The organism is Kitasatospora sp. NPDC001603, assembly GCF_040298365.1.
Taxonomy (GTDB): Bacteria; Actinomycetota; Actinomycetes; order Streptomycetales; family Streptomycetaceae; genus Kitasatospora.
In genome coordinates, this window is the sequence record NZ_JBEPAA010000003.1 from 118,928 (window position 1) to 130,813 (window position 11,886).

General features: G+C 72.8%; 11 protein-coding genes and 2 riboswitches. Of the genes, 8 read left to right on the forward strand and 3 right to left on the reverse strand.

Going from position 1 to position 11,886, the window contains the following annotated elements:
* Window positions 1–179 precede the first annotated feature (179 nt).
* Complete coding sequence (ctaE, locus tag ABT263_RS03430) at window positions 180–800, reverse strand: aa3-type cytochrome oxidase subunit III (RefSeq protein WP_073923280.1); 621 nt, start codon at window positions 798–800, stop codon at window positions 180–182.
* 395 nt (window positions 801–1,195) lie between these two features.
* On the opposite strand from ctaE, the gene ABT263_RS03435 reads away from it, so the two are divergent.
* From ABT263_RS03435 to ABT263_RS03445, 3 genes are all read left to right on the forward strand, one after another.
* Window positions 1,196–1,621 (forward strand): hypothetical protein, encoded by a 426-nt coding sequence (locus ABT263_RS03435; RefSeq protein ID WP_329487310.1) that lies wholly within the window; start codon window positions 1,196–1,198, stop codon window positions 1,619–1,621.
* Window positions 1,622–1,743: 122 nt separating this feature from the next.
* On the forward strand, window positions 1,744–2,820 hold the full coding sequence (trpD, locus tag ABT263_RS03440; protein WP_352287048.1) for an anthranilate phosphoribosyltransferase: 1,077 nt from the start codon (window positions 1,744–1,746) through the stop codon (window positions 2,818–2,820).
* 146 nt (window positions 2,821–2,966) lie between these two features.
* A riboswitch (SAM riboswitch) is annotated at window positions 2,967–3,084 on the forward strand.
* Window positions 3,085–3,135: 51 nt separating this feature from the next.
* Window positions 3,136–4,500, forward strand: a complete 1,365-nt coding sequence (locus ABT263_RS03445) for an aminotransferase class V-fold PLP-dependent enzyme (protein ID WP_352287051.1) — start codon at window positions 3,136–3,138, stop codon at window positions 4,498–4,500.
* 10 nt (window positions 4,501–4,510) lie between these two features.
* Here the strand turns inward: ABT263_RS03445 and ABT263_RS03450 are convergent, their stop codons facing one another.
* Together ABT263_RS03450 and ABT263_RS03455 are read right to left on the reverse strand one after the other, a co-directional pair.
* Entirely contained in the window at window positions 4,511–4,792 is a 282-nt protein-coding gene (locus tag ABT263_RS03450) for an Lrp/AsnC ligand binding domain-containing protein (protein ID WP_329487307.1), read from the reverse strand.
* A 41-nt stretch (window positions 4,793–4,833) separates the two neighbouring features.
* Complete coding sequence (locus tag ABT263_RS03455) at window positions 4,834–5,616, reverse strand: rhomboid family intramembrane serine protease (protein WP_352287053.1); 783 nt, start codon at window positions 5,614–5,616, stop codon at window positions 4,834–4,836.
* 202 nt (window positions 5,617–5,818) lie between these two features.
* Here ABT263_RS03455 and ABT263_RS03460 point away from each other — a divergent pair, with 202 nt between their 5' ends.
* From ABT263_RS03460 to ABT263_RS03480, 5 genes are all read left to right on the forward strand, one after another.
* On the forward strand, window positions 5,819–6,070 hold the full coding sequence (locus tag ABT263_RS03460; protein WP_329487305.1) for a hypothetical protein: 252 nt from the start codon (window positions 5,819–5,821) through the stop codon (window positions 6,068–6,070).
* Between the two features lie 76 nt (window positions 6,071–6,146).
* Complete coding sequence (locus tag ABT263_RS03465) at window positions 6,147–7,691, forward strand: NYN domain-containing protein (RefSeq protein ID WP_352287055.1); 1,545 nt, start codon at window positions 6,147–6,149, stop codon at window positions 7,689–7,691.
* A gap of 211 nt (window positions 7,692–7,902) precedes the next feature.
* Window positions 7,903–8,946 carry a C40 family peptidase gene (locus ABT263_RS03470; protein WP_329487301.1) on the forward strand — a complete coding sequence of 348 codons (1,044 nt, stop codon included), beginning with the start codon at window positions 7,903–7,905 and terminating at the stop codon, window positions 8,944–8,946.
* Window positions 8,947–9,269: 323 nt separating this feature from the next.
* Window positions 9,270–9,423: riboswitch (cyclic di-AMP (ydaO/yuaA leader) on the forward strand.
* A 10-nt stretch (window positions 9,424–9,433) separates the two neighbouring features.
* A complete protein-coding gene (locus ABT263_RS03475; RefSeq protein ID WP_352287058.1) occupies window positions 9,434–10,582 on the forward strand; it encodes a C40 family peptidase in 1,149 nt (382 codons plus the stop codon).
* A gap of 225 nt (window positions 10,583–10,807) precedes the next feature.
* Window positions 10,808–11,866 (forward strand): C40 family peptidase, encoded by a 1,059-nt coding sequence (locus ABT263_RS03480; RefSeq protein WP_352287061.1) that lies wholly within the window; start codon window positions 10,808–10,810, stop codon window positions 11,864–11,866.
* Window positions 11,867–11,886: the final 20 nt, after the last annotated feature.

An 11,886-nucleotide genomic window follows, 5' to 3' on the forward strand; every position in this document is an offset into this window, starting at 1 on the left:
CCCGGTGTCAGGATCTGGTCGACTGGTGGGTGCACCCGGCGGCCGGTCTGGCCGGCACGAGGCTGCCTGTCTAGGGCTGCGCGCGCGGTCGGTCGGTTGGGAGCGTAGGCACCGGCAAATCGGGCCGTCGCCGGTGAGGGCGGGACCCGGAGCCGGTGGCCAGCGACCTGATCAGCTGGTTACTTGATCAGGTAGATGGTCGCGAACAGGCCGATCCACACGACGTCGACGAAGTGCCAGTAGTACGACACCACGATGGCGGCGGTGGCCTGCTCGTGCGTGAAGCGCTTGGCTGCGTACGTCCGTCCGAGGACCAGCAGGAAGGCGATCAGACCACCCGTCACGTGCATACCGTGGAAGCCGGTGGTCAGGTAGAACACCGTGCCGTACGGGTCGGAGGACAGCGAGAGGCCGTCCTTCTTGACCAGCTCGGTGTACTCGAAGATCTGGCCGCCGATGAAGATCGCGCCCATCACGAAGGTGATGACGAACCACGAGCGGAGCTTCTTCACGTCCCCGCGCTCGGCCGCGAACACGCCGAGCTGGCAGGTGAGAGAGGAGAGCACCAGGATCGTGGTGTTGACCGAGGAGAAGGGCACGTTGAGGGCGTGCGCCTTCTCGCTCCAGAACTCGGCTCCCTTGACGGAGCGGAGCGTGAAGTACATCGCGAAGAGGGCCGCGAAGAACATCAACTCGGAACTGAGCCAGACGATCGTTCCGACGCTGACCATGTTCGGCCGGTTGACCGATCCGTGCGCGTGCCCGGTTTCTACTGCTGTTGCTGTCGCCACGACGGACATTATGTCGGTCCCTTATTCCGTCTTCACGCCGGGGGGTGTCCCTCGGAGTGTCCGGTGCGTGCGGTATGCCCCGGTGGGGCCCGCCGGGACGCCCGGATGGCGGCTGAGCAGGGGCGTGTCCCTTTTCTGACGGTTCTTCGAAGGCATCTTCGACCCTGATGCCCAGCGTGTCGCTCCACTCGTTCGGGGTCCGCCGGGAGTAAGGGAAAGGCCCTCGGGTCGGCCGTACGGGTGGACCGCGACTGCGGGGGTGACGGCCTGTCCTCCGGGCGGGTGAGTCGTGGGCGCGGCGGCTTGAGATGGATCGCGCGGGAGTGGCTCGGCGGGCGGTGATCGGGAGTAGCATCCGGGTTGAGACGAACGTGGTCCGGATCACACTTGAGGGAGCAGGGCCCATGGCGTACACCACCGACGAGACGCTGACCGTTCTCGTCTACAGCCACGACCGCAACACCCGCGAGCAGGTGCTGACGGCCCTCGGCCGCCGGCCCGCGGAGGATCTGCCGGAGCTGACCTACCTGGAGTGCGCGACGACCCCCGCGGTGCTGAAGGCGCTGGAGAAGGGGGGCGTGGACCTCTGCGTGCTGGACGGCGAGGCGGTCCCGGCCGGCGGCCTCGGGCTCGCCCGGCAGTTGAAGGACGAGATCTACGGCTGCCCGCCGGTGCTGGTGGTGATCGGCCGGCCGCAGGACTCCTGGCTGGCCGCCTGGAGCCGGGCCGACGCGGCCATCTCCCACCCGGTGGACCCGGTGGCGCTGGCCGAGGCGGCGGCCACGCTGCTCCGGGCCCGGCTGGCGAAGCGGGCGCCGGCCGCCCGGTAGGACCGCGTCTCAGTGGGAGAGAAGTGAAGGCGACGGCGGGGCGGAGGCGTCCCGCCGCTCGATAGGCTGGCTCCATCCTTACGGAGAACCCCTCGGGGAACCGACAAGAGCTGGAGTCAGCCATGGTGAACGTGAACCCTGCGAACGGCGGCAAGGACCCCGTGCAGGTGGTCCGCACCTGGCCGGACATCCTGTCGGCGCTGCTGCGGGGCGAGGACCTCGACCGGGCGGACACCGCCTGGGCGATGGACCGGATCATGAGCGGCGAGGCCTCCGCGGTGCAGATGGCCGGCTTCATGGTCGCCCTGCGGGCCAAGGGCGAGACGGTGGACGAGATCGTCGGCCTGGTGGACTCGATGTACGCGCACGCCGAACCGCTCTCCATCCCCGGCCCGGCGGTCGACATCGTGGGCACCGGCGGCGACCGGGCGAAGACCGTCAACATCTCGACCATGTCGGCGATCGTCGCCGCGGCGGCCGGTGCCAAGGTGGTCAAGCACGGCAACCGGGCGGCCTCCTCGGCGAGCGGCTCCTCGGACGTGCTGGAGAAGCTCGGCGTCAACCTGGACCTCTCGGCCCGGCGGGTCGCCGAGGTGGCCGAGGAGGTCGGACTGACCTTCTGCTTCGCGGCCAGGTTCCACCCCGCGATGCGGCACACCGCCCCGGCCCGCAGCGGGCTCGGGGTGCCGACCGCCTTCAACACCCTCGGCCCGCTGACCAACCCGGCCAAGGTCACCGCGCACGCGATCGGCTGCTTCGACACCCGGCTGGCCTCGCTGATCGCCGGGGTGCTGGCCCGCCGGGGGTCCACCGCGCTGGTCTTCCGCGGCGACGACGGCCTGGACGAGCTGACCGTCACCACCACCTCCCGGGTCTGGATCGTGCGCGACGGCGAGGTCACCGAGACCTCCTTCGACCCGCGCGACGTCGGCGTCCGGCTGGTGGGCATCGAGGCGCTGCGCGGTGGGGACCCGGCGTTCAACGCGGACGTCGCGCGCCGGCTGCTGGCCGGGGAGCGCGGGGCGGTGCGGGACGCCGTCCTGATGAACACGGCGACGGCCCTGGTGGCGCTGGACCTCACCGACGCGCCGCTCGCCGAGCAGCTGGCGGCCGGGATGGAGCGGGCCGCGGCGGCCATCGACTCGGGCGCCGCGCAGGATCTGCTGCGGCGCTGGTCGGAGGCCACCACCCGGGTGTGAAGCGGCGGTCGGGCCCGCGGGGGGACGCCTCCCCGCGGGCCTTCGCGCGTCCGGCGGGGCCGTCGCCGGGCCCCGGCGGTGGACCGCTGTCCGGATGGCGGACCCCTGTTTGACCACTCGGCGGACGCGACCTAGAGTCTTCGCCAGGTCATGAGTGACAGCGTCAAGCCCCAGCTGGCTGTCCGGCAACCCTCCGTCCGTGGCGGGGTGCCCTGGGTGAGGACCGGGTCTCGCGGCGAACCGTCCGCGTGACAAGCGCGGACGCCGGCTGACACGCACCTCCGGGGTCCTTACCCGTCGAAGGAGTGCGCCCCCATGTCCGTCGCCACCGAGATCTGCGCCCCGCTCCCCGTCCTCGGCCACGACGTCGAGGTCCCGCTGGTCAACGGTGACAAGGTCACCTACGCCGCGCTCGACTACGCCGCCAGCTCCCCGGCGCTGCAGCGGGTCTGGGACGACGTCGCCGCCTACGCCCCCTACTACGGCAGCGTGCACCGGGGCGCCGGCTACCTCTCCCAGCTCTCCACCGACCTCTTCGAGCAGAGCCGCCGGACCGTCGCGGACTTCCTCGACCTGCGCGAGGGCGACCAGGTGGTCTTCACCCGGGCCACCACCGACTCGCTGAACCTGCTGGCGGGCGCCGTCCCGGCCGGCACCCGGGTCTTCGCCTTCGAGACCGAGCACCACGCCTCGCTGCTGCCCTGGCGCCACGCCGGGCTGAGCGTCACCTACCTGCGCGCCCCGCGCTCGCACGCCGAGGCCGTCGCCGCGCTGGACGCCGCGCTGGCCGAGGCCCCCGAGGGCCCCAAGCTGCTCTGCGTCACCGGCGCCTCGAACGTCACCGGCGAGCTCTGGCCGGTCGCCGAGCTCACCGAGGCCGCCCACCGGCACGGCGCCCGGGTGGTGCTGGACGCCGCGCAGCTCGCCCCGCACCACCGGGTCTCGGTGCGCGAGCTGGGCGTGGACTGGATCGCCTTCTCGGGCCACAAGATCTACGCGCCGTTCGGCGCCGGGGTGCTGGCCGGCCGGGCCGACTGGCTGGACGCGGCCGAGCCGTACCTGGCCGGCGGCGGCGCCACCCGCACGGTCGCCCGGGAGGCCGACGGCTCGGTGGCCGTGCAGTGGCACACCGGCCCGGCCCGGCACGAGGCCGGCTCGCCGAACGTGATCGGCGTCTACTCCATCGCCTCGGCCTGCCGGGCCCTGACCGAGGCCGGCTTCGACGCGCTGGAGGCCCGCGAGCAGCAGCTGATCGCCCGGCTGAAGGCCGGGCTGGCGGAGGTCCCGCAGGTGCGGGTGCTGAACCTGTTCGGCGCGGACTCGGCCCGGGTGGGCGTGCTCTCCTTCGTCGTCCAGGGCTGGAACAGCTCGCACTTCTCGGCCGCGCTCTCCGCCGAGTACGGCATCGGGGTGCGCGACGGCCTGTTCTGCGCGCACCCGCTGGTGCGCACCCTGCTCGGCGACGAGGACGTGGCGCCGTCCGAGTGCGGTGCGCCGGAGGCGTCGCTGCCGGGGGAGCGCAGCCTGAACGCGATCCGGGTCAGCTTCGGCGCGGGTACCCCGGACGAGCACATCGACCGGTTCCTGACCGCCGTCCGCGAGCTGGTCACGGACGGCGCGGCCTGGAACTACCGCAACGAGGGCGGCCGCTGCGTCGCGGACACCCGGCGCGAGGGCTGAACGGGGGAGGCTACTCGCCCAGGCCGAGCGCGAAGGCGGTCTCCAGGTCGTGCTGGGAGTAGGTGCGGAAGGCGATCTGGGTCTCGGTGTGGGCCACGCCCGGGACCTTGTTCAGCCGGCCGGGGATCACCTCGGCCAGGTCGTCGTGCCGGCGCACCCGCACCATCGCCACCAGGTCGTAGCCGCCGGTGACCGAGTAGACCTCGCTGACGCCCTCGATGGCCGCGATCGCCTCGGCGATCTCCGGGATGCGGTCGACGCTGGTCTTGATCAGGACGATGGCGGTGATCACTGTTCGGGCTCCTTTGTGAGGTGCCGCCAGGGTATCGGGCGTCAGCGGGGCCGTCGCGAGGGGCGGGTGGCCAGCGTGCAGGCGTACAGGAACCCCGCCGAGAAGCCGATCACGTGGACCAGGTAGGCGACGCCCGGCCCCGCCGAGTGCACCGACCACCACTGGAGCGCGAACCAGAGGCCGAGCACCAGCCAGGCCGGGAACCGCAGGGGCAGGAAGAGCAGCAGCGGGACGAGGGTGGTCACCCGGGCCCGCGGGTGCAGCCTCAGGTAGGCGCCGAGCACGCCGGCGATCGCCCCCGAGGCGCCGATCAGGACCCGGGTGGAGTCCGCCGAGTGCGCCTCGGCCAGCGCGAAGCCGTAGGTGGCCAGCGAGCCGGCCGCCAGGTAGAAGAGGGCGAACCGGGCCCGGCCGAAGCGGGCCTCCACGGTGGGGCCGAAGACCTGGAGGAAGAGCAGGTTGCCCAGCAGGTGCAGCCAGCCGGCGTGGACGAAGAGCCCGCTGAGGACGGACATCGCCGGGTGCTTGCCGGGGGTCGGGGCGGCCGGGCAGCCCGGCACCGGGTCGGGGGCCTCGGCCACCTGTTCGGCGCTCAGCGGCCGTCCGGCCAGCAGTTCGGCCGGGACGGCGCCCCAGCGCTGCTCGTACCGCTGCTCCGCGCAGACCCGGTCCTGCCCGCGGCCGTACAGCGGGTTGAGCCCGGCCGCCGGGCCGAGCAGGAAGACCAGCACGTTCAGCGCGATCAGCGCGTAGCTGACGGCCGGGACGGGCGCGGCCGGGGGGCCGTCCCGCGCGCCGGTGTGGTCGAGGACCGGGATCGCCATGCGACCAAGCATCCCTCCGTCGGGCCCGGGCGACACCGCGCTGTACGGCAGGTGGACCACCCCCGCGATCGCCGTGACCGGTGGCCGGGGTGGTTGCCCCAGGCAATAGGCTTGGGGCGGGCAATCCCGCCTCCCGCCGCCGATGCCGGGGCTCCGGGGGGAGCGCCTGAGCCCACCCAGGGACCACCCGAGAGGACCCCCGATGACCGTCCCCGCCCTGACCGCAGAGACGCGTTGGCGCTGCACCCTGTGCGGCAACCTGACCCGCTTCGACGTCACCCGCACCGCCCGGGTGACCGAGTTCCTGCACTTCGACCTGGCCGGCGAGTCCAAGGTGGAGGAGACCGAGGTGCACAGCGAGACCATCGAGTCGGTGCGCTGCCGCTGGTGCAACGCGGTGGACCAGGTCGAACTGGTGGCCCGTCCGGGCGCCGAGGCCGCCGAGCAGGCTTGATGCCCGCCCCGCGCGGTGGACGGTGCGCGGCACGGCCGTCCGCCGCGCGGGACAATACAGACAGAGCGCACGGAGCGTGACGACCAGGGGTACGGCCGACGGCCGTACCCCGCTGGCGAGGATCGGAGCCGAGGACGTGGTGGACGCAGCGCAGGAGCCCGCCGGGCCGCAGGGGCGGCAGCCCGCTGTGGACGCGCAGGCACCGGACGCGGTCGAGGCCGCCGCGCCCGGCACCGGCGCCCCCGCCGAGGAGGTCGACGGCGAGGAGGCCGGCGGCTCCGGCGGTGAGGAGCCGGCGGCAGCCCGCGCGGCCGAGAAGCTCGACCGGCCGCTGCCCGAGGGGGTGCGCCGGCGTGTGGTGGGCCTCGCCGCCGACGCGCTCGGCGGGCTGCCGGTCGCGGAGCTGCCGCAGACGCTGCGTCCGTACGCCAAGTTCACCCCGGCGCGCCGGGCCAAGTACGCCGCCACCGCGCTCGCCGCGGCGCTGGAGTCCGAGCCGGCGTTCCGGGTGCGGATAGCGGAGCGGCTGCGGCTCGGGCAGCCGGACCTGGTCCGGGCGCTGGAGTCGGGCAGCGTGCCGGGCGCCGCCGATCCGATGGACGTGGCGGCCGCCGCCTACCTGGTCCGGTCGGCGGGCTGGAGCCGCCTGGTCGTCGAGGCCGGCGAGGAGGCCGAGCGGGCCGGCGCCGAGGGCGCGGCGGCCGAGGCGGCCCGGCTGGCCGAGAAGCTGCAGGCGGAGCTGGCCGAGGTGCGCGCCGCCGCCCGGGCGGACCTGGACCGGCAGCGGGCCGAGTCGGAGGACGTCCGCAAGGAGGTGGAGTCGCTGCGCAAGAAGGTGCGTTCGCTGGAGAGCGACACCCGGCGGGCCCAGGCCGAGACGCGCCGGGTCACCGGGGAGCTGGAGGCCCTGAAGGCGCAGACGGGCGTCGAGCGCGGCGCCGCCGAGAGCGAGGCGCGGCGGCTGCGGCACCGGATCTCCGAGCTGGAGAACGCCGCCGAGCAGGGCCGCCGTTCGGCCCGCGAGGGGCGCAGCGTCGAGGACATGCGGCTGCGGCTGCTGCTGGACACCGTGCTGCAGTCGGCGCAGGGGCTCCAGCGGGAGCTGGCCCTGCCGGTCTCCCAGATCCGCCCGGCCGACCTGGTCGAGGCGGTGGTGCCGGGTTCGGCCTCGCCGCACGACGTGGCGCGGCGCGGGCTGGCCGAGGACGACCCGGCGCTGCTGGACCAGCTGCTGGCGATCCCGCAGGTCCACCTGGTGGTGGACGGCTACAACGTGACCAAGACCGGCTACCCCGCGCTCCCGCTGGAGCAGCAGCGGATCCGGCTGCTGGGCGGGCTGGCGATGCTGGCCCAGCGCACGCAGGCGGAGGTGACCTGCGTGTTCGACGGCCAGGACCTCGACGTGCCGGTGATCCTGGCGCCGCCGCGCGGGGTCCGGGTGCGGTTCAGCCGGACCGGGGAGACCGCCGACGAACTGATCCGCCGCCTGGTGCGGGCCGAGCCGCAGGGCCGGCCGGTGGTGGTGGTCTCCACCGACCGGGAGGTCGCGGAGGGCGTGCGGAAGGCGGGCGCGCGCCCTGTAGCCTCGGTGCTGCTGCTGAACCGACTGGCCCGGCCCTGACCTTGGGCGGGGCCGGCCGGCAGGAGATGACGCCTGGTCAGCGCCCGGTTTGCGGGGATGTGTGGATCCCGTGAAGTCATGGCGGGGGGCGGGAGTTCACGCCATCGGGGGAGTGGCGCAAAGCGTGGATCTTCACTAGGGTCTGGCGTCAAACCTATTTTCCGGATTCTCACTCGTTCGGGTGAGTCCGTTGGAAGAAGGAGCCGGTCACTTGGCCACCCACCGCCGTCCCAAGCAGTCGAGCCGTGCGCGGGTCACCGTGCTGACCGCTGCCGCTGCGACCGCGGTCGCCCTCTCGGCCCAGGTCAGCGCCCACGCCGCGCCCAGCCCGTCCCCCAAGAAGGAGGACGTGAAGGCGCAGGTCGACCAGCTGCAGGAGGAGGCCGAGCAGGCCACCGAGAAGTTCAACGGTGCCAAGGAGCGGGCGGACCAGCTGCGCAAGCAGGCGGACCAGCTCCAGGACCAGGTGGCTCGCGGCCAGGACCAGATGACCCAGCTTCAGGGCGGGCTGGCCGAGGTGGCGGCCGAGCAGTACCGGACCGGCGGCATCGACCCGTCCGTCCAGCTGATGCTCGCCTCCGACCCGTCCGGCTACCTGGACAAGGCCGCCAGCGTCCAGCAGGCCAGCTCCAGCCAGACCGAGGCGCTCAAGGGCCTGCAGGACCAGCAGCGCCGGCTGGACCAGCAGAAGGCCGAGGCGGCCGCCGTCCTCGCCTCGCTGGACAGCACGACCAAGGACCTGAACCAGTCCAAGGCCGAGGTCAACAAGAAGCTCAAGGAAGCCCAGGACCTGCTGAACTCGCTCAGCGCCGCCGACCGGGCCGCGCTGAAGGCCGCCCAGCAGCAGGCCGACCGGGCCTCGCGCGGCAGCGAGCGCACCGACCTGAGCAGCCTGCCGCAGGGCAGCGGCTTCGCCGGGCAGGCCGTCGCCAACGCGATGAGCAAGCAGGGTTCGCCGTACGTCTGGAGCGCGGTCGGCCCGAACTCCTTCGACTGCTCCGGTCTGATGGTCTGGTCGTACGCGAAGGCCGGCGTCTCGCTGCCGCGCACCTCGCAGGCGCAGGCCAACTACGGCTCGAAGGTGGCCTCGCTGGCCGACGCCCAGCCGGGCGACCTCATCATCTACCGCCCGGACCGCAGCCACGTCGGGATGTACATCGGCAACGGGATGGTGGTCCACGCGCCGCACACCGGTGACGTGGTGAAGGTGATGAAGGCCGACGCGATGCCGATCAACGCGATCCGCCGGGTCTGACGCACCGACATGCCCACGGGCCGGGATCCGGCCCTGTGATCCGCGCCACCCCCTGAACCGGGGGTGGCGTCGGTGTCTGCGGCCGCATCATGACAAACGATCAGCTCCATGTGGGCGCGTGATCACACCCGGTCATATTCACAAATGAACTTGGATATTCTTCCGGCATTTTTCTGACAAGGATTTGAACGGATCACGGTTCTGTTACTAGGGTCATGCCTCGAACCACCGCACAGTCGATCACCCAGCAGGGGTGGCGGCGGAGGTTTACCGCCGAGTTCGTGAAGCAGCGGGGCAGAGCATCTGCCCGACGGGGAGTCCAGTAGTCGGGGGCGCTGTGGAACGGAGCCGGGGAACCATGTTCCTCCGGGGTGAATCGGCGCCAGGTCGACCGCCGTGCGGTCGGTGAGGCGTCGTGGGGCACGCTTCCGGCCCGAACCCGTCAGCTCACCCGGTAGGCGGACGTAGGAAGAAGGAGTCCGCCTTCGTGGCGTCCCATCGTCGTCCCAAGCCCGCCGGCCGTGCCCGGGTCTCGATTCTGACCGGTGTCGCCGCCGCGGCGGTCGCGCTCTCCGCGCAGTCCGGCGCCCACGCCGACCCGACGCCGACCAAGGATCAGGTCAAGGAGCAGATCGACCAGCTCAACGAGCAGGCCGAGCAGGCCACCGAGAAGCTCAACGGCGCCCAGGCCAAGCAGCAGGAGCTGCAGAAGCAGGTCGGTGAGCTGCAGGACAAGGTGGCCCGTCAGCAGGCCGCGGTGACCGAGGCCCAGGGCGGTCTCGCCGAGATCGCCGGCGAGCAGTACCGCAACGGCGGCATATCGCCGACCGTGCAGCTGATGCTCTCGTCCAGCCCGGACAGCTTCCTCAGCCAGGCCGGTGCCATCAACCAGGCCGGCAGCACGCAGTCCGGTGCGCTGAAGGACCTCCAGGAGCAGCAGCGCAGGCTCGACCAGGACCGCAACGAGGCCCAGGGCAAGCTCGGCGAGCTCGAAGCCACCACCCAGCAGCTGAAGGCCTCCAAGGAGGAGGTCCAGGGCAAGCTGGCCAAGGCCCAGGACCTGTACAACTCGCTGTCCGAGCAGGAGCGCCAGGCGATGCGCGCGGCCGAGGAGAAGGCCGCCGCCGAGGCGAAGGCCAAGGCGGACGCCGCCAAGGCCGAGGCCAAGGCCAAGGCGGACGCCGACCGCGCCTCCCGCGACAACACCCGCGACCAGCTGCCCGCCCCGTCCTCGCCGGCCGCCAAGCCCGCCGCCGCCGCGCCGTCCGCGCCCGCCGCCAACGGCTCGCGCGCCGCCGCCGCGATCGCCGCCGCGGAGAGCAAGCTGGGCGCCCCGTACGTCTACGGCGCGGCCGGTCCGAGCTCCTTCGACTGCTCCGGCCTGACCAGCTGGGCCTACGCCCAGGCGGACGTGTCGCTGCCGCGCACCTCGCAGTCCCAGGCCACCGCCGGTACCAACGTGGGCACCAACATCGCCAACGCCCAGCCCGGCGACCTGATCATCTACCGTGCGGACCGCAGCCACGTCGCGCTCTACGTCGGTGGCGGCCAGGTCATCCATGCGCCGAAGCCCGGCGCGAACGTCCGGTACGAGACCGCCAGCATGCTGCCGATCTCGGCCATCGTGCGCGTCTGATCCGACGTCTGCTCCCGCAGGCCCGGTCTCCCCTCGCGGGAGGCCGGGCCTGCGGCTTTCGTGCCGGACCGTGCTGATGTCCGATTGCGGGTCAAATATTCGGGTTGGGAGGGGTTTGGACTCGCTCGCCCGGACTCGCTAACGTCTGCCACCGGACTCCCGCTCGACAGCCGCCCGCACCGGTGCGGCGGCGGGGCCGGGTCGCAGGATCGGAGTTACCGTCGTATGGCCGTGCACCGCCGTTCCCCCCTGCCGGGCGCGTTCGCCCGTGCGCTGGTGCTGACCGCCGCGGCCACCACCGCGCTGGGGGTGGCCACGGGGGGTGCCGCCCAGGCCGCCCCGGGCACGCCGGACGGGCCGTCGAACCGCAAGGACGTCAAGGCGCAGGTGGAACAGCTGTACGACGAGGCCGAGCAGGCCTCGGAGAAGTACAACGCCGCACTGGACGTCCAGCAGCGCCTCCAGCACGAGACCGGCACGCTCCAGCAGCAGGTCGCCGTCGCCCAGGGCGAGCTCAACGAGCTCCGCGGCGACCTCGCCACCGTGGCCGGCGCCGAGTACCGGGGCGGCGGGATGGCGCAGACCGTCCAGCTGATGCTCTCCACCGACCCGGAGGGCTACCTCTCCAAGGCCCGCAGCCTGGACCAGGCCGCCGAGCGGCAGAACGAGACGCTGCACGAGGTGGTGGCCCGTCAGCGCCGGCTCGACCAGCGCCGGACGGAGGCCTCGATGAAGCTCTCCGAGCTGGAGGAGACCCGCCGGGCCCTGGCCGAGAGCAAGCAGCAGATCCAGCAGCGGCTGGCCAAGGCGCAGCGGCTGCTCAACAGCCTGGGGGCGGGCGAGCGGGCCCGGATGGTGGCCCAGGACGCCCGCGAGGCCGAGCAGCGGGCCACCCGCGGCACCGACCGCCTCGACCTGGGCACGGCCCCGCCCGCCTCCGAACGCGGCGCGGCCGCGCTGGCCGCCGCCGTGCGGATGATCGGTTCGCCCTATGTGTACGGATCCGCCGGGCCCCGCGCGTTCGACTGTTCCGGTCTGATGTACTGGAGCTGGCGGCAGGCCGGAGTGACCCTGCCGCGCACCTCGCAGGCCCAGGCGTACGCCGGCCAGCGGGTCAGCATCTCCGACGCGCGACCGGGAGACCTGGTGATCTTCTACCGGGACAGGCACCACGTCGGCATGTACGCCGGCGGCGGGGTGATCGTGCACGCCCCCTACCCGGGCGCCAAGGTCCGCTACGAGAGCGTCAACGCGATGCCCGTCGCGGAGGTGATCCGGCTCTGAGCCGGCCCGTCCCGACCCCT

Excerpts from the sequence above, each read along its gene's own strand:
- ctaE (WP_073923280.1), bottom strand. The coding sequence starts at position 800 with ATGTCCGTCGTGGCGACAGCAACAGCAGTAGAAACCGGGCACGCGCAC.
- ABT263_RS03435 (WP_329487310.1), top strand. The coding sequence starts at position 1,196 with ATGGCGTACACCACCGACGAGACGCTGACCGTTCTCGTCTACAGCCAC.
- trpD (WP_352287048.1), top strand. The coding sequence starts at position 1,744 with ATGGTGAACGTGAACCCTGCGAACGGCGGCAAGGACCCCGTGCAGGTG.
- ABT263_RS03445 (WP_352287051.1), top strand. The coding sequence starts at position 3,136 with ATGTCCGTCGCCACCGAGATCTGCGCCCCGCTCCCCGTCCTCGGCCAC.
- ABT263_RS03455 (WP_352287053.1), bottom strand. The coding sequence starts at position 5,616 with ATGGCGATCCCGGTCCTCGACCACACCGGCGCGCGGGACGGCCCCCCG.
- ABT263_RS03460 (WP_329487305.1), top strand. The coding sequence starts at position 5,819 with ATGACCGTCCCCGCCCTGACCGCAGAGACGCGTTGGCGCTGCACCCTG.
- ABT263_RS03480 (WP_352287061.1), top strand. The coding sequence starts at position 10,808 with ATGGCCGTGCACCGCCGTTCCCCCCTGCCGGGCGCGTTCGCCCGTGCG.